Below are 20,627 nucleotides of genomic sequence, written 5' to 3' on the forward strand. Positions count from 1 at the left end.
ATTTTTTCTTATTTAAAAGAATCTACTTCATCTTACTTCACTTGTTGGATCACAAATTCATATTTACCAGTCGCTTTCTTTTCTTCTGTCTTTAGTGTGATGCGGTAAATCTCCTTGCCCCATACGTTAGACAGGCGCGGATCATCTAATTTGATTGTTTCCAATTCTGCTTTAAATTGTGACGGATAATGCATTTCCACCTTTTGCCCCTTCACTTCGATTCGGATTTTCCCTTCAGACGGGAAAGTAACATTGCCCCAAGTTAAGAAATTCAGTTGATTAGGAGCAACAACCTCATCCAATGTATAAGTATCGCCAATAGTTAATTTATTATTATCAAGTGCGTAAGAGCGAATCCAACTTTTCACTTTCGCCTCTGCCGGATAAGCAGTAGCTATATCAGTAGAGAATGTCCGTTTCTTCTCATTGCAAACTGTATTTGTCGCTTTATACTGCTGACCGAATTTTTGCGGTACTCCGTTAATCATCGGCAAGTTGTGATAATTGCTCTGCATGGTCCAGATAGTATAGCGGTCTTTACCGAACGTCTGTTTGGTATAGGTACCTACACCGGCATCAATAATCACGGGAATCGTATTCACGTATAGAGAGAAGGTCCCTACATCATTGTGATTATGACTTTCGTTATTAAATCCTCCTTTAGCGGCAACGAACATACCATTCTTGTTCTTCATATAGCAGAATTCCGTTTCGGGATACCAGGTAACATCCGGCATATCATGTTTCGGAGTTGCTTTTGCGAGTTCATTACAGCAAAGCAGAGACTGGAGCGAACGGAAAGCATCGTTGCCCATGGTGGCATACGGCTTTCTCCCATTCAGCAGGTAAGCGGCAAAATGCATCATTTCATCGCTGTTTACAGCTTTACCGAAACGATAGATTAATAAGGGATCACCTCCTCCTTGTGCCGATGCGTCAGCAAAGTTCACCACCCAGCCATTACCCACGTATGAGCGGGACATATATTCTCCCATCCGGCGAATCATCGGTTCGTTGAACAGAGACAGTTTACCACCTGTACCATCGGAGAGTATCTGCAAATAATCATAGAGTTTTCCGGCAGCATGTCCCCAGTAGGATGTACCTTCTTCACAAGCACCGTCAGACTTCACGAAATTGATAAATTTGTCGACTGATTGCATGGAGCGGTAAACGGCTTTTGCCAACTTGTCTTTATTGTTCTCCATCAGGAAGAAACATTGCAGGGCATTTGAGTTACACCAAGGATTCCAGTTGTTGATGATTTCCCCCGGTTTCCAGTTAAAAGCCATCCACCACATTTCATCGTCGTTCATATATGGATCGAGAATACGTTCTTTGATTGCTTTACGCATTTGTAAAGATACCACGGGATTGATTTTGTCGAATGGTTTACGGAAGAAATAGTGCACCCAAGCCATTAAAGCTCCATATCCGCCTGAACCGAGGTCAATAATTTGTTCGCGGAAATCGGGCAGTGAACGTTTGCTGCTCTGGCGAGGTAAGTGTGCGGATAAAACCCATGAATTCATTTCACAGCTCATATATGCTCCGTTCAGTAGTTGGTCGATGAAGCGTCCTTTTCCTTCGGCCAGTTCGGCGAGCATCAGGGTGTTGAGTGCCTGACGGTTGGCGTCATAAGGAACTTCCATCACTTTCCGGTTACCGCTACGTTCGTACTCCAAATAAGCAGTGGCAGGTATCAGCTGCCATTTATAGTCGAGGAGTTTTTCACCGGCTTCGATGAGGCGTTGTTTGTTAGGGCCCATCAACGAGTCCCAAGCGGCGCGATCTGTATAAGCAGGGTAAGGCACCCAAGCCTGTTTCATTACCAACACGTTTTTCAACGTAGTTTCGTCTGCCACTTTCTGCAGCATATTGCGTTCGGTATATGCGTTTGCCTTGAAAGAAAGACTTCCCAAAGCTGCTACCAGAAAAACACAAAGCAAATGTTTCATTCGAGTCATGGTATTTTCATTCATTTAAGTATTGCAAAGATAGTGTATCTGATAAAAAATGAGGTGAGCAAATCATACGAACCTAATGACAAAAAAGTACATACTTCAAAATTTGTACTCATAATTGCTTCATTTTAAGCTTTTAGGTTATAGAATAATCGATTTCACTCATATTTAAACAGAGATTTCTTCTCAAAATACAGAGATTCCGTTCCAAGAAAACAGAGGTGCAATTTTAGCTAAACAGCGGCTCTGTCTTCCTTAAACAGAGCCTCTGTTTAGTCCAAATAAAGGCTCTATTTTGACATCCTGTTCTCTTCCCGTTTTTCATACCTTAATCCCAATCGCTAAATTCAAAACTCAACTGTTCCCAAACACCGTGTTGCTCATCGGCTTCTTCTTTCGGATTGGAGACAGAAAGCCCGATGAGACGGATTGGATGTTGTTCATATTCCACACTTTTAAGCAGTTCCTTGGCAAGCGGGAGTACCCGGTCTAAGGTAGTCAGTTCCTGCGATTGAGTAAGGCTTCGGGTGATCTGGCTAAAATCATGAAACTTAATTTTCAAGGTAAGCGTGTTTCCTTTGAAGTCTTTTCGCTGGAGACGTTCAATCAGTTCTACTGCAACGTGATATAATTCGATTATGACCGATGAACGGGCCGAAATGTCCCGTTCCAATGTACGTTCACAGCCGATAGATTTACGAATACGAATTGCTTCGACAGGGCGTTCGTCAATGCCTCGCGAACATTCATAATACAGCGTACCTGCTTTTCCAAAATGACCAGTCAGCATTTCAAGAGAACATTTCCGTAGTTGAAGTCCGTTGTGGATACCCAGCAAATGCATCTTCCTGGCAGTCACAGGTCCCACTCCCCAGAAAGATTCAATAGGAAGACAGGCGATAAAATCAAGAGCTTGTTCCGGGTGAATAGTACATAAGCCGTCCGGTTTGCGATAGTCCGAAGCTATTTTAGCTAAAAATTTATTATAAGATACTCCGGCAGAGGCAACAAGGTTGAGTTGCTCGCGAATCTTCAACTTTATTTCCTTGGCTATATCCACAGCCAGGGAAATATCTTTCTTGTTTTCAGTAACATCCAGAAAAGCCTCATCCAAAGACAGAGGTTCGATGAGGTCTGTATATTCGTGGAAAATCTCATGTATCTGACGGGAAACGGATTTATAAACATCCATCCTGCCGGGTACAAAGATGAGTTGGGGACAAAGGCGTTTCGCCTTTTGGGAGGACATGGCCGAACGGACACCATAACGCCGGGCTTCATAGCTGGCAGCAGCCACAACTCCCCTCTCTTCAGCATGACCTACTGCCAAAGGTTTGCCACGAAGTTCAGGATTATCACGCTGTTCTACAGAGGCATAGAAGGCATCCATGTCGATATGTATAATCTTTCTCTGCGTCATTCTTTAGGATTAGCAGAGCAAACTTACTACAAATTCCCGAATAATTCCCGCTTATCGGCTCAAGAAATAATACGCTTATGTTTTTTATAGATATAAATCAAAAAACATTTAATATCCTGTTTAATCTACTTCTTATAATGTTATATTTGCATATCGTCTATGAAAAGCATAGACATACCTGATAAGTTTATGCCACCATAGAATCATTTAAGATTATGAAAAACATACTTTTTGGCTTATTAATATCTTGCAGTGTTCCCATATTCGCTCAAAATGGAATCACCTTTAAAGTTGAAAAGCTTTCAAAGCCTGAAGAATTACTCCATTTGAATTCCCAAGACGACATTTATAAAAGTCTTATATTATCGTACATGAACATAGAGCCTTATGAAATAAAAAAGAAGCATATCGAAATTCCTTATCATATCATTGCAAAGAGCCAATCTCCTGACAGTCTGGTATCTTTTGGTCCTAATTCTTTTTTCAACGGTATGTATCAGGCTTATGCAGATCACAGGCCATTTGTTCTGTCCCCAGACATGATTTGGCTACTAATCAGCCAGGGATTTGCCCGGCATATAAATGCCAATCAGGAATCGATGAGAAATAATCTCGTTGACTTCTCCGGCAAACTGTCCTTAATTGTAAGAGCGGACAAGAAACTGGAAGACCCTACTTTTTCATGGGAAGAGATCTTTCCCCAATTCACAAAACAAATATCAGAACACGTCGGTAACCATCTGACTGAGTTGCTTACCTGTAATTTTTCAACAACCACCTCCTTAGAGAAAGTTGCTTCTGAAATAACAATCATGGAAGCTGTGAAGCCATACTTTGAGTTTATAATCATACGCATTGTCTGTGGAATACCTGAAATAACCCTCGAAGGAACTCCGGAGGACTGGGAGAAAGTTCTACAGAAAGCCAGAAGCCTGAAAGAATATAAACTTGAATGGTGGATTTCCGAACTGGAGCCTCTTCTGGAAGAATTTGTCAAAGCCTCCAAAGGCCAGGTGGACAAAAGCTTCTGGCGCAATATGTTCAAATATCATTCACAGAAGCAATACGGCGCTCCGAATATTATTGATGGATGGATTGTTAAATTTTTCCCGTATGACAAGAAAGGAAGAAGAAATAATCTGAAACAGCTTGAAGGCAGAAATTGTCTCCCTGATGAAATAGTGAAGGTAGATGTAAAGTATCAGGAAGTATATCCCGATGCCGTCAAAGAGACCCCATTGGAATTTTGGGCAGGTTTCATCGGACTGGAGCAAAATAGTAAGAATTTTGCTCTGCGACCACAAATAGGCTGGATGGTCAGAAAGAAAGACGTTAACAATGACGGATTAAAAAACAAGTTGAGTGCTGACGCCCAAAATGATGGCTGGGGCAGTGGTATTAACATTAGGGTAAAGAAGTTTCCTACTGTCTTGTTAGAACTGAAGGAGATAAAAAGGTTGGATATCCAGTTTATCGATAAGATCGATATACCGGATGAAATATCAAAGATAAAAATTGAATCGTTGACCCTATATGGAAAGATAACCAAAGAGGGAATAGAGCGCATTAAAAAGCTATTACCCGATACGGATATAAAAATAAATGGCTCGCGAGGTGGAATAAATTCATTGATAGCCCCATAAAAAAAGAACACTCAATGTTACTATTGCAACGTTGAGTGTTCTCTTTATAGATACTAATGATTAGTATAAAGTGGAGCTGGAGGGAATCGAACCCTCGTCCAAACGAGGAAATCATAAGCTTTCTACATGCTTATCTTTGCCTAAATTTTCGTGCAGGAACAGAACCAAAGCCATCAATTCCTGCCTTATCCTCTAAAGTTTCATCAAAAGTGCGAGGCCACTTCCAACTATCCCCGATGTAACTGCACCACTGAACCGGAATGCTTCGGAGCAACAGCTTCCGAGTGATGTCTCGTCCTGGCACCTAGTGCCTGGATTAAGCTAATCTACTGTGATTCGATTAAGCAGCAAGAGCGTAATTAGTTTCGCCAGATAAAATTTTGATAACTGATATTTAAGTGGAAATTACCGACCCACTGCATGCTTACCTACCATTTCTGCCCGCTGTCAAATCCAGTCAACCCCAAATTCTTATTCGTACAGAATAGCGATTATTTAGAACGCTTTCCAAGGGTGCAAAGATAGGAAATGTTTTCTAAATTACGAGAAGACGTTAGCAAATATTATATCAAAGCATTATCTTTACGGAGCTATTTTATACTTAAAATGAAAAGGCATCATGAAGAACCAACCAATAACATGCTATTTATGAAGAAGACATTTTTATCTAAAACATTTATATTCAACTCATTCGCTGCTGTTTGTATATTAGGAATCAGTATCAGTAGCTGCACATCTAAAAAAAAGACTCATATGGAAACAACCGGTACTACGGAAAATGAATTAACGATGTTAGTAGGTACTTACACTTCAGGAACCAGTAAGGGTATCTATAGCTTCCGCTTTAATGAAAAAGACGGAATTGCTGTCCCGTTGAGTGAAGTAGAAATAGAGAATCCTTCTTATCTTGTTCCATCCACTGACGGAAAATTCGTTTATGCAGTCAGTGAATTTAATGATGAGCGGGCTGCTGCCAATGCATTGGCTTTCGATAAAGAGAAAGGCACTTTCCAACTATTAAATTCACAGAAAACCGGAGGCGAAGACCCTTGCTATATTATCACTAATGGTAAGAATGTGGTGACTGCCAATTACAGTGGAGGCAGTATTTCTGTTTTTCCTATTGCTAAGGATGGTTCTCTCCTTCCTGCTTCCGATATCCTGAAGTTTGAAGGTTCGGGAGTAGACAAGGAACGGCAGGAAAAATCTCATTTGCACTGTATACGGATTACTCCCGATGGAAAATACCTGTTTGCAGATAATTTAGGAACAGACCAAATACATAAATATGTCATCAACCCGGATGCAGATATTGCCAACCAAGAGAGTTTCCTTAAAGAAGGACAACCAGCGGCCTACAAAGTAAAAGCCGGTTCAGGCCCCCGCCATCTGACATTTGCCCCGAACGGTAACTATGCTTATCTGATAAATGAGTTATCGGGCACAGTCATTGCTTTTGAATATAAAGACGGAAACCTGAAAGAGATTCAAACGATAGCTGCTGATACTGTGGGAGCCAAAGGAAGTGCAGACATTCATATCAGCCCGGATGGAAAATTCTTATATGCCAGTAATCGCTTGAAAGCAGATGGCATCGCTATCTTCCGGATTCATCCGGATAACGGAATGTTGACGAAAACAAGCTATCAACTTACAGGGATTCATCCGCGTAATTTCATCATCACGCCTAACGGTAAATACCTGTTAGTCGCTTGCAGGGATAGCAATGTGATACAAATTTATGAAAGAGATGCAGATACGGGATTGCTAACGGACGTGCACCGGGATATTAAAATAGACAAACCGGTTTGCATACGGTTTGTTCCATAATAATTTACTTCTTATTCTGCGCAACCCGACTATCAGGAATGTGAGTCTTCACAACGATTTTACCCCCATTCTTGGTACACTTGATACATTCTTTCCGCAATGTTCTCTCTTTCAGGTTGAAAATCAGATTCGGATTGAAGTGCTCTCCGTTGATACGGGTTTCGAAATGCACATGTTCGGTAGTGGCACGGCCAGTACGTCCGGTTAGTGCGATAGGCTGTCCGGCTTTTACGATATCACCGCTTTTAACCAGATTCTTGAAGTTGTGGCTATAAAGAGTTTCCAATCCGTTAGCGTGACGGATGACGACTAGATTCCCGTAGGCATAATATGGTTTCGACATACGTACCACTCCATCAAAAGCAGCACGAATCGTATCTTTTGCACAAGTTTTAATGTCTGTTCCCGAATGTCCTCCACGAGTTCCATAGGCGGAGATTACTTTTCCTCCGGGTAATGGAAAAGCATATTCATGGTCTTTCAAGGAGTCCAAATGCAGATAGATGTGATTCCCTTTAGCAAATAGTCCGGGAGTAGCTACCCGGACATCGCTCACTTCCCGGGCAGAGAATGAAGGTTTATTCTGTCCGTTGACAGCCAGTGGCAATAATAAAACAGTCAGTAAAATAAGTATGTTTTTCATGTGTTTTTTCTTTTTCAAGCCGGAAAAAGGAGCCTCATTATTCAAAGAACATGATTTCGCCTCCATCCGATTCTGCATAGTTTCTTAATAAAGTCTGAATCATTTCAGCAGCTTCTTTCAAGCCTTCTTTCCCGTTATAACCGTTGACTATCGCTAAAATATGAGTAGTTCCGAGACCCATTTTCGTACGTTCGTGATCGCTTGTCGGGGTTCCGATTCCTCCGAATGAATCGCGATATACGGGTAATCCTTCAATATTCAACACACCGCGCCCGATGCCTTCAAATGGTTCTCCAGCTTTACCGATACCGAGTTCAAGGTGTGTACCTTGTATTTTATCCGCATCGAAGCCACCGATAGAATGTCCCGTACGAAGAGACACGAGGTTAATCAGGTCTACCAATGTATCAATCTGATATAATGGGATTCCGCGCATCAGGCGGCGGCGCAAAGCTTCGGCTGACGGACGATAACGTCCGGGGTCTTTGCCACAACGTTTATAAGCCTCACGGGTAGCAAAGATAACAGGTTGATGTTTGATGTCTTCCATCTGTGTTGTGGAAGTCAGTTGTTCGGTGAAAGCATTGATTTCGTGCCAAAGACCTTCGCTGTAAGCAGTATTCTTCACTGCAGCATACACGGCGGCTCCGGCGAAAACCGGGCATGCGTCTTTTATTTCTTTAGATACTTTTATTTCAAACATAACTTATCATAAACTAATCATCAGTGCTATACGGTTATAGGTACTGATTATTACTTTCTAATCATTATTCCCGACAAGATACGGCCGGAGTCTATACCCAGCCTACGTGCAGAGAAGAATTCATCATGATGAATATAGGTACAGATGCCAGCTACTTCTATCTGTTCTGCAGGCACTCCGGCATTCAGTAATTCAATCCGGTTTGCTTCCCACAGGTCGATATGATACTTTCCGGTTTTCCTCTTTTTAACAGAAATAAGGGACATATCGAAACCACTTTCTTTAAAAGCTTCGTAGACCTCATCGCCTACTTCAAATGATTCGAGCGAAATACTCGGTCCGATGCAAGCTACCACATCTTCGCCTTGCGTTCCGAACATCTCATTCATGTGTTCGAGTACATTGCTGACAATATGCTCCACCGTTCCTTTCCATCCGGCATGAATGGCAGCTACCACTTGCAACTTCTTGTCATACAACAATACGGGTACGCAATCCGCAGTCGTGACGCAAACGCAATACCCCGGTATATTGGTAATTAAAGCATCGGCACCTCTCAAAACATCCTGCCTCATTCCTTCCGGAGCATCAAAGTACCATTTATCAATCACTATGCTCACGGCACCGTGTCGCTGCTCTGCAAAGAATAATTCTTGTATTTCCCACTTCATCAATTGAAGCAACCGATGCCGGTTACGGACAAGATTCATACACGTGTCATTCGTATAAGGCGAGCAGTTGAAAGAGGCATAAGTCCCGGTACTAACACCTCCGTGACGTGTAGTTACGAAATGAGCTACTCCGGGATATGACATGAGTGACTTATATCCCTTCAACTCTTTATTTTTTGTAAGTGAAATCATTTTTCTTCCCAATCTTCTTCCTCATATTCATAGTCGATATCATCGTCGTCATCATCAACATTGTCATCATATTCATAAACGATGTCTTCATCTTCGCCCATGTCTTTGAGCTCCTGTTGCAGACGGGTCACGTCCTTCGGACGGTGAACGATGTTCTCTATCTTATTACTTTCCTTATTCAGTTCTTCCCAAAGAATGTCTTTCAACACCGAGATACCCAAACCGGAAACAGAAGATATGAATACGTGGGGAATGCCTTCCGGCAATGTAGGTTCTATTTCGTCCATCAATTCCTGATCGAGCATATCGCTCTTGGTGACAGCCAACACACGTTGCTTGTCCAACATTTCAGGATTGAAAGTACGCAGTTCGTTCAGCAAGACTTCGTATTCCTTACGAATGTCGTCACTGTCTGCCGGAACCATAAACAGCAGTAATGAATTGCGCTCGATATGACGCAGGAAACGCAGTCCCAAGCCTTTACCCTGACTGGCTCCCTCGATAATACCCGGTATGTCCGCCATTACGAAAGACTTTCCACCATGATAGGAAACGATACCCAGATTGGGTTCGAGCGTAGTAAACGGGTAATCAGCAATTTTCGGTTTGGCAGCCGAAATAGAAGAAAGCAAAGTTGACTTACCCGCATTCGGGAAACCTACCAGACCAACATCGGCAAGCAGTTTCAGCTCCATGATAACGGTCATTTCCTGCATCGGTTCTCCCGGCTGCGCAAAACGCGGAGCCTGACGGGTTGCCGTCTTGAAATGCCAGTTACCCTGACCACCGCGACCGCCTTTGAGCAAGATCACTTCCTGTCCGTCTTCTGTTACGTCACAAAGATATTCCCCGGTTTCGGCATTATAAACGACCGTTCCGCAGGGCACTTCTATTACTTTATCCGCACCGTCTTTTCCGAAACTACGTCCTTTGCTCCCCGATTCACCATGACCGGCCATTGCATGACGGTCATACTTCAAGTGCAGCAATGTCCAGTAATTACGGTTACCGCGCAAGATGATATGACCTCCTCTTCCACCATCGCCCCCATCGGGACCTCCGTTAGGACAATATTTCTCGCGCCTCATGTGCGTAGAGCCTCTTCCGCCCTTACCCGAGCGACAGTATATCTTTACGTAATCAACAAAATTCGATTCAGCCATATTCTTTTTAAGTAGTTAAAGTAGTCAGTAGTTAGAGTAGTTAAGTAGAATACTCCGGCTACTGACTGACTTATTCATTTATAATAGTGTATTGATAATTAGTAAGATTACTAAATTACAATTTATCTACTGCTTCGCAGATTTCAGCAAAGATACCTTCCATAGTACCTAAGCCGTTGATGTGTTGGTATTTCTTTTCATTCTTGTACCAGTCGATCAGTGGGGCAGTCTGTGAATGATATACGTGCAGACGTTTTTTGATGGTCTCTTCATTATCATCAGCACGACCGGAATCCTTACCACGTTTAATCAGACGTACCATCAGTTCTTCCTCCGGAACATCCAGGTCAACCATTACAGAAACATCCTGTCCTCTTTCTGCCAACATTTTCTTTAATGCTTCAGCTTGTGCAATTGTTCTTGGGAAACCGTCGAAAATTACACCTTTGCTATCTTTGAAGCTGTCGAATACGCTTGCCAGAATATCAATCATTAATTCATCAGGAATCAATTGACCTTGGTCGATGTAACCTTTAGCAGTTTTACCCAGTTCTGTGCCATTCTTGATTTCAGCACGCAATACATCCCCTGTTGAGATGTGATTGATTCCATACTTTTCTACAATACGTTCGCTCTGTGTTCCTTTTCCTGAACCCGGAGCACCGAAAATTACGATGTTCAACATTTTGTTATTTACAATTTAACGATTTACTATTTACCATTAAAACTGGTACCTATTTAATATTAACTGTTTAATCTACTACTGTATAAATATCGGGATAGTTACGTCCGAAACCATCATAATCCAATCCGTAACCAACGATAAAGTCGTTCGGGATTTCCATTGCTACATATTCGATGTTCAGATTGACCTTGAGCTTTTCAGGCTTCACAAGCAGAGAAGCAATATGGATTGCTTCAGGGTTGCGTGTACCCAGTGTATCCAACAGGCGTTGCATGGTCAGCCCGGTATCCACAATATCTTCCACAATAACTACTGTGCGTCCGGCAATGTCTTCATTCAGTCCGATCACTTCCTTAATCACTCCCGAGGAAGTCACTCCCTGATAAGAAGCCAGTTTCACAAACGAAATCTCGCAAGGGATGGTGATATGCTTCAACAAGTCGGCGGTAAACATAAATGAACCGTTCAACACACTAAGGAAGAGCGGATTCTTACCTGCCAAGTCGCGGTTGATTTCGTTCGCTACGCGAATCACTTCTTTCTGAATATCCTGTTCCTTAATAGAAACAGTGAACTGTTTGTCTTTTATCTGAATGGTATCCATAACCGGTAATTTTAAAAATAACCTTGCAAAAATACGATTTTTTATTCTACCCCGTGCATCATCTTCTGTAATTTCTTCGAGAGAAGGAACAGAATCAATGAAGCAACACCGGACATGACAACGAATACCATAAAGAAATCGTACATGGTAGCAATCTGATAACCAAAGATTGATTTCACTTTTCCGGCTTCCGGATAAAGTCCGCTCAACATGCCTGCAAATTTATTGGCTGTGGCAGTAGACAGATACCAGATTCCCATCATCAAAGAGGCGAAGCGTAGCGGACTCAACTTATTTACCATTGAAAGTCCGATAGGTGACAAGGCTATTTCACCCATTGTATGAATAAAGTAAAGTCCTGTCAGCCAAATCATACTTACCTTCACTCCGGGGATGGCATCTTTCACTCCGAAACAGATGAAAAGATAACCTAAAGAAAGAAGTAGCAAGCCAATCGCTTGTTTGGTAGGAGAAGCAGGTTCCATCTTTCGTTTGTTAAGGAAGCTCCACACACCCGGCATTATATATGCCAGAACAACAACAAACAGAGGATTGAAGGATTGAAACCACGAAGCCGGCATTTCCCAACCTAAAATATCGCGGTTGGTCTGTTCGGAGGCAAAAAGGGTTAAAGAGGCTCCTGCCTGTTCGTAAGCCGCCCAGAAGAAAATGACAAAGAAAGCTACTATATAGATAACAAAAATACGGCTACGTTCGATCTTAGTTAATGATCCGTCCAGCAGGATGAGGACAGGGAAAACAATGCAGGCGGTAAAAATACCGATGCTCACCCAATCACCCTCAAAAGCATAATTAAAGAAGGCTATTAAAGCAACTGTAAGAATAGTGATTACAAAGGTATTACGTATCTTGGTACGCTTATCCATCTTCGGGTGTGAGATATGCTCGGCTATCTCCTCTTTCTTTTCACGTTTGGCATCGGGAATAATACCGATTGGTTCTCCGGAGGGAGAGAAAAGATATTTATTCTTTTGAGTTTCAAAAAGTACAACGGTGAACAGTGTCATGATTCCGGCTGCAAGAAATCCCCATTTAAAGTCGTGCGGATCACCGGTATCACCCAGATAACCACAAATCAAAGGGGCGGCAAAGGAACCTACATTCACTCCCATATAGAAGATGGTATATGCAGCATCCAGCCGTCTGTCTCCCGGTTCGTAGAGTTGACCAACGAGAGAAGAAACGGTAGGTTTGAAACAACCATTTCCCAAGATCAGGAATCCGAGTCCGCCATACATCATCCAGTGAGCAAGTTCCGTATTATCCAAAGTAGAGGCACTCATGAACATCAGGAATTGTCCGACTGCCATCATCACTGCTCCCCAAAACACAGAGCGACGGATTCCCCAATATTTATCAGCAATGTATCCGCCAATCAAAGGAGTTAAATAGACTAATCCGGTATAGCTACCGTAAATGGATGCTGCCGCTTCTTTGTCAAACAATAATGCCTGCGTCAGGAAGAGAATAAAGATCGCGCGCATACCGTAGTAACTGAAACGCTCTGCCGTGCTTGTCGCGAAAATCAGATAAAGGCCTTTCGGATGCCCTTTCAATGCACTCATAAATTTATGTGTTTAGTAGTTTATGGGGTGCAAAGGTACGAAAAATAGATTAAATGCTTTAAAAAAAGAAAGTTCTTATCAAACAGGAATACAGGGGGAATAATAAAAATGAGCATAAAAAATCCTACCGGTCCACTTCATTATTTTTTTAGCTGTATAAATAACAAAATGGAGATCCATCTTACATGCAGGTTACTTACCACTTTAGCCAAAAGTAAATTCGACATTTTCGACACTGGCAAAAAGCATTCCTTCCCTCTTCCTCAAAAAGACTTTGCTTTCTCTAGCCAGCCAACCAATAGCAAGAGCTACGTCTTCGAACGTCAAACCTAATTCACGGCACAAATCGAACATGGAAAGTTCACCTTTTTCATTTAAGATGCGCCATACTTTCCCGGCATTCAAGCCAATCTTTGTCTTTTCCATCATGCAAACTTTAAAAGATTAAACAATCTATTATTTATAATCTTATTCATTGTGAGCATAGGAAAATGATGCAATACACATCACCTACCCCAAAGATAGTATTTTTATTGGGAACCGCAAATAATCAAACACTTAAATTGTTCAAAAGCAGATTTTTCCCCAAACCAAACAGACTATATCCGATACATTTACAGATCATTCCCAATCTATTCATAACAAAGTTACTCTCTATCAATGATAAACTTACTAATGACTCATTGAAAAGTTCCTTTTCACTAACTAAAATCTATAAATGCAACTTGCATTTATAAAAACAAAGCTTGCGTTTATATAAATGAAAGCTTCATTTATATAATCAAAAGTTGCAATTATAGTTTTCTTCCTATACTCAAAAACTTTGCAACCTATAGAAAAGAACTTTGCTATGGGTCACGGACAACTTACTTCCCTATTCCCTGCAGCTCATCTCCTTATAATTAATAAGTTTTCTTCCCACAACAAACGGGAAAAGTCAGAAGAATCATGTACATTTGTAATCCGAAAACTAAAAGAACATCGCAATGAAAATATTTCCAAGCAGCAGTATCAAGAAATTGGACGCTTATACCATTGAGAACGAACCTATTGCATCAATCGACCTGATGGAACGTGCAGCAACCGCATTAACTAAAGCCATCACAGACAGATGGAATACGGAAACACCGGTCACCATCTTTGCCGGACCGGGAAATAATGGCGGAGACGCCCTTGCCGTAGCCCGCATGATGGCTGAAAAAGGGTATAAGCTCGAAGTATATCTCTTCAACCCAAAGGGAGAACTTTCACCTGACTGCCAGACCAACAAAGAACTGGTAGAAATGATGGAAGAAGTGGCATTCCATGAAATTAGTACCCAATTCGTCCCTCCTGTCCTGACACCCGATCATCTGGTTATTGATGGATTGTTCGGTTCCGGCCTGAACAAACCATTGAGCGGAGGATTCGCTGCCGTAGTGAAATACATTAATTCTTCCCCTGCCATGGTAGTAGCCATCGACATTCCTTCGGGATTAATGGGAGAAGAAAACACATTCAACGTAAAAACCAATATTATCCGTGCCGACGTTACTTTCAGTCTGCAACTGCCGAAGCTCGCCTTTTTGTTCGCAGAAAACACTGAATTTGTAGGAGAATGGGAATTACTGGATATCCAATTGAGCGAGGACGGCATTGAAGAAACGGAAACAAACTACGAGATGTTGGAAATAGAGGAGATCCGTTCACTCATCAAACCACGCAAACAGTTTGCCCACAAGGGAAACTTTGGTCATGCACTATTGATAGCCGGTTCAAAAGGAATGGCAGGAGCTTCTGCTCTCGCCGCCCGTGCCTGCCTCCGTTCGGGAGTAGGACTGCTGACCGTTCATGCACCAATGTGTAACAACGACATCTTGCAGACTTCCATACCTGAAGCAATCGTAGAAACCGACGCCAACGAGACCTGTTTTGCCGTACCCACCGACACAGATGATTATCAAGCAGTCGGCATCGGTCCGGGACTGGGACGAAATGAAGAAACGGAAGCTGCCCTACTGGAGCAACTGGAACACTGCCAAGCCCCTGTTGTAGTAGACGCCGATGCACTTAATATCCTTGCTAACCACCGCCACGCACTTACACATCTGCCGAAAGGCTCCATCCTCACCCCGCATCCGAAGGAGCTGGAACGTCTGACCGGCAAATGTCAGGATTCCTACGAACGTCTGATGAAGGCTTGCGAGTTGGCTCATGCCGCTCATGTCCACATTGTTTTAAAAGGAGCCTATTCCGCCATCATCACCCCCGAAGGCAAATGTTTCTTCAATCCGACCGGGAATCCAGGAATGGCAACCGGAGGTAGTGGTGACGTATTGACCGGAGTAATCCTGGCACTGCTCGCCCAAGGTTATCCAACCGAAGAAGCCGCTAAAATCGGCACTTACATTCACGGATTGGCGGGCGATGTCGCTCAAAAGAAGCAGGGAATGATCGGAATGATCGCAAGCGATATTATCACCTGTCTGCCGACAGCATGGCGACTTGTAAGCGAATAAAAGTTAAGAACTTACAGTTTTTTCAATAACTTCATTAACTTTGTTTTCAAAACCAGTTAAAAAGAACCGAATATGAAAAAGTTGATTATAGCAGCGGGACTACTGATGGCAACGTCCGCCTATGCACAAACCGAAGTACTGACGGGAGTTACCCGGGGAAAAGATTACGGAGTAGTCTACAGCCTTCCCAAAACCCAAATAGAGCTTGAAATAAAAGCCAACAAAGTCAACTATACTCCAGGAGAATTCAGCAAATACGCTGATCGTTACTTGCGATTGGCCAACGTCTCCACCGAACCCGAAGAGTATTGGGAACTGGCTAGTGTGAAAGTGAAATCCGTAGGAGTACCCAACAGCGAAACTACTTACTTCGTAAAATTGAAGGATAAAACAGTAGCACCGCTTATGGAACTGACAGAGGACGGCATCGTGAAAACCATCAATGTGCCTTACAGCAAAAGCAGTTCAGACAAGAAAACAGCTCCTGCTCCCACTGTCCTCTCAAAAATAGCGAATCCCCGCGAATTCCTGACCGAAGAAATCCTGATGGCCAGCTCTACCGCGAAGATGGCTGAACTGGTAGCTAAAGAGATCTATAACATCCGCGAAAGCAAGAATGCCTTATTGCGCGGACAAGCTGACAATATGCCTTCAGACGGAGCACAGCTTAAAATTATGCTCGATAATCTGAATGCACAGGAAGAAGCCATGACGCAAATGTTCTCCGGCACTCGTGATAAGGAAGAGAAGACATTCACCGTCCGTCTTACTCCGGACAAGGAATTCAACAACGAAGTTGCTTTCCGCTTCTCCAAGAAGCTAGGCGTAGTTGCTAATAATGACCTGGCAGGAACTCCGTTTTATATCAGCTTGAAAGACCTGAAATCTGTCAAGATCCCACAGGAAGACGGTAAAAAGAAGAAAGATTTGGATGGAATCGCCTACAACGTGCCCGGACAAGCAATGATTACATTGACCGACGGTAAAAAGAAACTTTACGAAGGTGAACTTCCTATTACTCAATTCGGTGTGATAGAATATCTGGCTCCTGTCTTATTCAATAAGAATTCTACAATCAAAGTTTATTTTGATCCGAATACGGGAGGATTGTTAAAAGTGGATAGAGAAGAAGGTAAATAGTAAAATTCTAAAAGACAAAGAATATGGGTGGTGAAGGACATATGCTCGACATGATACGCCGGCTTAGCGAAGGACGGGAGGCTTCCCGTCTACGCCGTGAACGTGCCAACAACAAACTGAAGCAATTAAACCGCACCAACGAGCCTTATCCACTGCCCAACACCACTCCCGAGGAAATGGGACGTATCATCCACGACTCGGAAAAAAAGAAAGAAAAGGACAGTAATTATTTCGTTTGGGGGACGCTTATTATCATGGGAGCCCTCATAGCAACTGCTGTCATATTCTGGGCAATCTTCCTTAATTAGATAATTTATGATGATAGATGATAGATGATAGGTGATAAATGATAGATGGGAGATGGGAGATGTTTCCTAAATGATAAGGGATATTTAGTAAATAAGAAATATAAGTAACTAAAGATATTCTCAAAATATTAAAAAGGCAACTAATTCGTAATGAATCAGTTGCCTTTTTTCATGTCTTTAAACGAGATATTTAATAAACCTCCTTAGGAGGGCTGTACTACGCATATAACCAGCTATTATGCCACATAGTAACTATCATTTATCATCTATCAACTATCATTTATCAACTATCTATCACCTATCATCTAATTAAGAAAAGTTTTATAAATCCATCTTTCTGCATTTGAGAAAGATAAGCCGATACACGAGACTCGTATCCCACTTCATTTTGAAAATGCTCTGCGAGTTCTTCTATGATCTCACGAACAGTACGTTTTCCATCTATCAGTTCCCATACAGCCGTACCGTGTTCTTCCAATCGTACATGAAGTTCTTTCGACATTCCTGCCGGTACAAGGAAGCGTTGCATCCACGGATATTTAAAACGGGGAAAGGAGAGCACAATCGTCTCCCCTTCCCTTTCTGCTGTAATATGTTCACTGCGACAGGGAATAACCTCTAACAGGTTGGTTTTCTCTTTGGCAGCCATAGTTCTTATTTCTTATTTCAAAGCATTAATACTGATTCTCTTTTATTTCCGAACCTTATACTTTCGGATTTATAGCGTTACTTTGAATCACAACAGTTACTTCGAATTGTAGCAACTGTTACTTCTGGATATTTGCCTCTTCCAAACCGTATCCTTTCTTCTTGTTCTCTGCTTTCAACATCAAAGCAACAACCAGAGCAAGTACACCAAAGAGAGCAAAAATAGTCATCGGCAATGTGTAATCATAAGTCTGTGCACCGTCTACCACCGGACCTTTACAATAAGTATTCAATACCCATCCGATTAACAAAGGAACACCCATCAATCCCCAGTTCTGTACCCAGAAAATCAAAGCGTAAGCAGTACCCAACTGTTTTTCCGGAATAATCTTCGGAACAGAAGGCCACATAGCCGAAGGCACCAGTGAGAAAGCAAATCCCAATATAATCATTATAATAGTAGCAAACCACCATATATTCAATATAGGCAGGGCAAACATGGTATGTACAAAAATCAGCATCAATGATCCGATCACCATCAATGTGGCTCCCTTACCGATACGGTCATATAACGAACCGAACAACGGAGTCAGGATAATAGCACCAATCGGCAATAATCCGGGAATCGTTCCCGCCAGTTTCGGATCCACATTATATTTCTGCACCATCAAGTCGGCAGCATATTTGATAAAGGGGAACACGGCCGAGTAGAACAATACACACAGTAATGCGATCAACCAGAATCCTTTATTTGTGATGATATACACAATGTCTTTCATGCGGAACGGCTCTTCCGGTTCCAAGCCTTCTGCATCCAAAGAAGCATCCAATTTCTTATCGTAGAAAGTATAAAGGAAGAAAGCGATGGTACCTACACACAACATAATCAGACAAAACAGAATAGGAGCAGGAATATTGGTATGGAATGCACCACTCTCATCCGTATATCCGAAGAAGTCTGCCAAAGGAACTGTCAACACCATCGCCAGAGTTGTTCCGATACGTGCCGTAGCCATTTCAAGTCCCATAGCCAATGCCATTTCCTTGCCCTTGAACCATTTCACTATAATCTTGGAAACAGTGATACCGGCAATCTCCACACCTACACCAAAAATAGCATATCCCAATGCAGCCAAAGTCACCTGTGTTTTGAATCCGAAGAGCATGGCACCTTCCGGAAAAGTAGTAGAAATCGCATAGTATTTCAATCCACAACCAAACACCATCAATAAACAAGCTCCCATTCCGGTGAAACGAACTCCCATCTTATCCAAAATGATACCACCGAAGATCAGCATCAACAAGAATACGTTAAACCAACCGTAAGCGCTTGTGAAGAATCCATAATCAAGACTATCCCATAGTAGTTCTTTCTCAAGCATGGGTTTTAGAGGAGACATTACGTCGGTGAGGAAATAGCCGCATAGCATAGTAAATGCGACCAATGCTAGAACACTCCATCGGAGTACGGCGGAGTCATTCAATTTCTGTTTCAAATGTTCTGTCATTGTTATATTCAAAAAGTAGTTAATAATCTTATACAGCCCACAAAGGTAGTTAAATCTCGTTTGTTTCTATCACAAAGAGATTGTTTTTACAAGAAAAAGTTAAGTGCGGATTACACTGACCACTCGGAACATTGAAAATCCGTGTAATCTGCGTAATCCGCACTTAAATATCAAAGAAATGCAGCATCCGTCTGCACCTTCCCTTAAATGGTTTTATCCCAAAGCCTTACCTGACGGCGGAGCAAATTACTCTGCTTTAGGAGCAGGAGTTTCAGCCGGTGCCGGAGTTTCCGTTGCAGGTGCATTGGTAGCAGGAGCATCAGTTTGCGGCGCAGCCGTACCTGCGGGTAAGTTATACGGGTTAGTCTGTTGTTCTTTCTGTGCCTGTTCCAACACTGCGTCTTTAGCAACTGCAGAACGAGGAACTACATAAGCAGTAGCAATGCTCATTACAACCATAAAGATGGCCAGGCCCCATGTTGCTTTTTCCAGAAAGTCTGTAGTCTTGCGCACGCCCATGATGGCGTTAGATGAAGAGAAACCAGAAGCAAGTCCGCCTCCTTTTGAGTTCTGAATCAGCACGATGAAACACATCAACAAGGCTGCAATAACCATTAAGATAACGAATAATAAGTACATTTTTAGTTATTTTGAATTAGCGTTAATAATCAATTTCTCCAAAAATCTGATTTGGTCTGCAAAGTAAGCATTTTTTTTTGGATATTTCAAGCTTAATTTTTTAATTATTTCAAGAGCTTTTGAATATCGTTGCTGTTTAACATAGATTTTTGCTAAAGTTTCCGTGAAACAGCTGTCGTCTTCCTCTTCTTCCTCCATCATTTCTTCTTCGCATACCTCGTCCGAAGCAGCTGCGGAAAATACCGCTTCTTCTCTTAACGGCTTCATGCAGAGGGGGGAGTCACTCTCACTCTTTTCTATAAAATCGTCAATCAGTTCGTATCCTTTGAGTTTGGGCGTTTCTTCCGATGGCTGTTCCGTAGCCGGAGTCTCCTCCAAAAGATAGGAAGTATAATCCATCGAATAGTCGAAGCCGGTCTGGGCCGCTACTTCTTCGGGGACTGTGGACAAGAAAGCGTCAATCAATGCCAATGTGCGGTCTACAGACGGCTCGTCTTTCAGTACCTCCGTGAGAGGTACTCCTTTTTTCCGCGCCTGCACATCATAGCGGTCACCTTCAATCAACTGGAACAACTGTCGTCTGTCTGCGATGTAAAGAACCGCTTTTCGCAGTTCCCCACCAAAACTAATATCATGGAGAACATACAGGTTTTTCAAATACAGCAGACGGAGCGACTGAAAATACGGATATCTCGCAAGAAGATTGCGCAGTTCGTATAAAGTATCCCTATTCAGCATCTCGGGATGCTGTATCCATTGTTGAAAGTTAACAGAAGTCATTT

Annotated in this window: 19 protein-coding genes and 1 other RNA gene; 5 read left to right on the forward strand and 15 right to left on the reverse strand. The window is 42.4% G+C overall.

Annotated features, from left to right (window positions below; genetic code table 11):
- Positions 1 to 32: 32 nt before the first annotated feature.
- Positions 33 to 1,967, reverse strand: a complete 1,935-nt coding sequence (locus AAHJ11_RS05105; RefSeq protein WP_413579142.1) for a heparinase II/III family protein — start codon at positions 1,965 to 1,967, stop codon at positions 33 to 35.
- 325 nt (positions 1,968 to 2,292) lie between these two features.
- Positions 2,293 to 3,384 carry a DNA polymerase IV gene (gene dinB, locus AAHJ11_RS05110; protein WP_074557371.1) on the reverse strand — a complete coding sequence of 364 codons (1,092 nt, stop codon included), beginning with the start codon at positions 3,382 to 3,384 and terminating at the stop codon, positions 2,293 to 2,295.
- A gap of 215 nt (positions 3,385 to 3,599) precedes the next feature.
- Between dinB and AAHJ11_RS05115 the strand changes: the two genes are divergently transcribed.
- On the forward strand, positions 3,600 to 5,027 hold the full coding sequence (locus AAHJ11_RS05115; protein WP_320978717.1) for a DUF4419 domain-containing protein: 1,428 nt from the start codon (positions 3,600 to 3,602) through the stop codon (positions 5,025 to 5,027).
- 68 nt (positions 5,028 to 5,095) lie between these two features.
- Here the strand turns inward: AAHJ11_RS05115 and ssrA are convergent.
- Positions 5,096 to 5,492, reverse strand: a transfer-messenger RNA (tmRNA) gene (gene ssrA / locus AAHJ11_RS05120).
- Between the two features lie 183 nt (positions 5,493 to 5,675).
- Between ssrA and AAHJ11_RS05125 the strand changes: the two genes are divergently transcribed.
- Entirely contained in the window at positions 5,676 to 6,857 is a 1,182-nt protein-coding gene (locus AAHJ11_RS05125) for a lactonase family protein (protein WP_148364411.1), read from the forward strand.
- Positions 6,858 to 6,861: 4 nt separating this feature from the next.
- Here the strand turns inward: AAHJ11_RS05125 and AAHJ11_RS05130 are convergent, their stop codons facing one another.
- The 8 genes from AAHJ11_RS05130 to AAHJ11_RS05165 all read right to left on the reverse strand — a co-directional run bounded on the left by AAHJ11_RS05130 (position 6,862) and on the right by AAHJ11_RS05165 (position 13,533).
- Positions 6,862 to 7,500, reverse strand: coding sequence for a M23 family metallopeptidase (locus tag AAHJ11_RS05130; RefSeq protein ID WP_320979425.1), 639 nt, complete (start codon positions 7,498 to 7,500; stop codon positions 6,862 to 6,864).
- 37 nt (positions 7,501 to 7,537) lie between these two features.
- Positions 7,538 to 8,203, reverse strand: a complete 666-nt coding sequence (locus AAHJ11_RS05135) for a B3/4 domain-containing protein (RefSeq protein WP_074557366.1) — start codon at positions 8,201 to 8,203, stop codon at positions 7,538 to 7,540.
- Between the two features lie 50 nt (positions 8,204 to 8,253).
- Positions 8,254 to 9,066 carry a peptidoglycan editing factor PgeF gene (gene pgeF / locus AAHJ11_RS05140; protein WP_320979424.1) on the reverse strand — a complete coding sequence of 271 codons (813 nt, stop codon included), beginning with the start codon at positions 9,064 to 9,066 and terminating at the stop codon, positions 8,254 to 8,256.
- Positions 9,063 to 10,229: a GTPase ObgE gene (obgE, locus tag AAHJ11_RS05145; protein ID WP_074557362.1), complete on the reverse strand. Its 1,167-nt coding sequence runs from the start codon at positions 10,227 to 10,229 to the stop codon at positions 9,063 to 9,065. The genes pgeF and obgE overlap by 4 nt, the downstream gene beginning before the upstream one ends.
- 115 nt (positions 10,230 to 10,344) lie before the next feature.
- On the reverse strand, positions 10,345 to 10,914 hold the full coding sequence (locus AAHJ11_RS05150; RefSeq protein WP_004301902.1) for an adenylate kinase: 570 nt from the start codon (positions 10,912 to 10,914) through the stop codon (positions 10,345 to 10,347).
- A gap of 67 nt (positions 10,915 to 10,981) precedes the next feature.
- Positions 10,982 to 11,518, reverse strand: a complete 537-nt coding sequence (gene hpt / locus AAHJ11_RS05155) for a hypoxanthine phosphoribosyltransferase (protein WP_004304676.1) — start codon at positions 11,516 to 11,518, stop codon at positions 10,982 to 10,984.
- A gap of 41 nt (positions 11,519 to 11,559) precedes the next feature.
- A complete protein-coding gene (locus AAHJ11_RS05160) occupies positions 11,560 to 13,104 on the reverse strand; it encodes a peptide MFS transporter (protein WP_320978696.1) in 1,545 nt (514 codons plus the stop codon).
- 204 nt (positions 13,105 to 13,308) lie between these two features.
- Positions 13,309 to 13,533, reverse strand: a complete 225-nt coding sequence (locus AAHJ11_RS05165) for a winged helix-turn-helix domain-containing protein (RefSeq protein WP_148364407.1) — start codon at positions 13,531 to 13,533, stop codon at positions 13,309 to 13,311.
- 557 nt (positions 13,534 to 14,090) lie between these two features.
- Between AAHJ11_RS05165 and AAHJ11_RS05170 the strand changes: the two genes are divergently transcribed.
- From AAHJ11_RS05170 to AAHJ11_RS05180, 3 genes are all read left to right on the forward strand, one after another.
- Positions 14,091 to 15,602, forward strand: a complete 1,512-nt coding sequence (locus tag AAHJ11_RS05170; protein WP_074557357.1) for a bifunctional ADP-dependent NAD(P)H-hydrate dehydratase/NAD(P)H-hydrate epimerase — start codon at positions 14,091 to 14,093, stop codon at positions 15,600 to 15,602.
- Between the two features lie 72 nt (positions 15,603 to 15,674).
- A complete protein-coding gene (locus tag AAHJ11_RS05175) occupies positions 15,675 to 16,742 on the forward strand; it encodes a DUF4831 family protein (protein ID WP_074557355.1) in 1,068 nt (355 codons plus the stop codon).
- A gap of 23 nt (positions 16,743 to 16,765) precedes the next feature.
- On the forward strand, positions 16,766 to 17,050 hold the full coding sequence (locus AAHJ11_RS05180) for a hypothetical protein (protein ID WP_298043763.1): 285 nt from the start codon (positions 16,766 to 16,768) through the stop codon (positions 17,048 to 17,050).
- A 301-nt stretch (positions 17,051 to 17,351) separates the two neighbouring features.
- On the opposite strand, the gene AAHJ11_RS05185 is transcribed toward AAHJ11_RS05180, so the two are convergent.
- The 4 genes from AAHJ11_RS05185 to AAHJ11_RS05200 form a co-directional block, all read right to left on the reverse strand.
- Positions 17,352 to 17,699: a PqqD family protein gene (locus tag AAHJ11_RS05185; protein WP_195648413.1), complete on the reverse strand. Its 348-nt coding sequence runs from the start codon at positions 17,697 to 17,699 to the stop codon at positions 17,352 to 17,354.
- Positions 17,700 to 17,817: 118 nt separating this feature from the next.
- The gene (locus AAHJ11_RS05190) at positions 17,818 to 19,206 is read right to left on the reverse strand and encodes an MFS transporter (protein WP_074557349.1); all 1,389 of its coding nucleotides are present in this window, start codon (positions 19,204 to 19,206) and stop codon (positions 17,818 to 17,820) included.
- 246 nt (positions 19,207 to 19,452) lie between these two features.
- Positions 19,453 to 19,845: a preprotein translocase subunit SecG gene (secG, locus tag AAHJ11_RS05195; RefSeq protein ID WP_074557347.1), complete on the reverse strand. Its 393-nt coding sequence runs from the start codon at positions 19,843 to 19,845 to the stop codon at positions 19,453 to 19,455.
- 6 nt (positions 19,846 to 19,851) lie between these two features.
- Positions 19,852 to 20,625, reverse strand: a complete 774-nt coding sequence (locus tag AAHJ11_RS05200; RefSeq protein ID WP_195648414.1) for a tetratricopeptide repeat protein — start codon at positions 20,623 to 20,625, stop codon at positions 19,852 to 19,854.
- Positions 20,626 to 20,627 lie beyond the last annotated feature (2 nt).

The sequence above is a fragment of the Bacteroides sp. 90-K9/2 genome, from assembly GCF_047310725.1.
GTDB classification, from domain to species: domain Bacteria; phylum Bacteroidota; class Bacteroidia; order Bacteroidales; family Bacteroidaceae; genus Bacteroides; species Bacteroides vicugnae.

Bases quoted from the DNA above. Each gene is read 5' to 3' on its own strand.
- obgE (WP_074557362.1), bottom strand. From the start codon at position 10,229: ATGGCTGAATCGAATTTTGTTGATTACGTAAAGATATACTGTCGCTCG.
- AAHJ11_RS05160 (WP_320978696.1), bottom strand. From the start codon at position 13,104: ATGAGTGCATTGAAAGGGCATCCGAAAGGCCTTTATCTGATTTTCGCG.
- AAHJ11_RS05150 (WP_004301902.1), bottom strand. From the start codon at position 10,914: ATGTTGAACATCGTAATTTTCGGTGCTCCGGGTTCAGGAAAAGGAACA.
- AAHJ11_RS05185 (WP_195648413.1), bottom strand. From the start codon at position 17,699: ATGGCTGCCAAAGAGAAAACCAACCTGTTAGAGGTTATTCCCTGTCGC.
- AAHJ11_RS05175 (WP_074557355.1), top strand. From the start codon at position 15,675: ATGAAAAAGTTGATTATAGCAGCGGGACTACTGATGGCAACGTCCGCC.
- AAHJ11_RS05180 (WP_298043763.1), top strand. From the start codon at position 16,766: ATGGGTGGTGAAGGACATATGCTCGACATGATACGCCGGCTTAGCGAA.
- secG (WP_074557347.1), bottom strand. From the start codon at position 19,845: ATGTACTTATTATTCGTTATCTTAATGGTTATTGCAGCCTTGTTGATG.
- AAHJ11_RS05125 (WP_148364411.1), top strand. From the start codon at position 5,676: ATGAAGAAGACATTTTTATCTAAAACATTTATATTCAACTCATTCGCT.
- AAHJ11_RS05130 (WP_320979425.1), bottom strand. From the start codon at position 7,500: ATGAAAAACATACTTATTTTACTGACTGTTTTATTATTGCCACTGGCT.
- AAHJ11_RS05190 (WP_074557349.1), bottom strand. From the start codon at position 19,206: ATGACAGAACATTTGAAACAGAAATTGAATGACTCCGCCGTACTCCGA.
- pgeF (WP_320979424.1), bottom strand. From the start codon at position 9,066: ATGATTTCACTTACAAAAAATAAAGAGTTGAAGGGATATAAGTCACTC.
- AAHJ11_RS05135 (WP_074557366.1), bottom strand. From the start codon at position 8,203: ATGTTTGAAATAAAAGTATCTAAAGAAATAAAAGACGCATGCCCGGTT.
- AAHJ11_RS05170 (WP_074557357.1), top strand. From the start codon at position 14,091: ATGAAAATATTTCCAAGCAGCAGTATCAAGAAATTGGACGCTTATACC.
- AAHJ11_RS05200 (WP_195648414.1), bottom strand. From the start codon at position 20,625: ATGACTTCTGTTAACTTTCAACAATGGATACAGCATCCCGAGATGCTG.
- dinB (WP_074557371.1), bottom strand. From the start codon at position 3,384: ATGACGCAGAGAAAGATTATACATATCGACATGGATGCCTTCTATGCC.
- AAHJ11_RS05165 (WP_148364407.1), bottom strand. From the start codon at position 13,533: ATGATGGAAAAGACAAAGATTGGCTTGAATGCCGGGAAAGTATGGCGC.
- AAHJ11_RS05105 (WP_413579142.1), bottom strand. From the start codon at position 1,967: ATGACTCGAATGAAACATTTGCTTTGTGTTTTTCTGGTAGCAGCTTTG.
- hpt (WP_004304676.1), bottom strand. From the start codon at position 11,518: ATGGATACCATTCAGATAAAAGACAAACAGTTCACTGTTTCTATTAAG.
- AAHJ11_RS05115 (WP_320978717.1), top strand. From the start codon at position 3,600: ATGAAAAACATACTTTTTGGCTTATTAATATCTTGCAGTGTTCCCATA.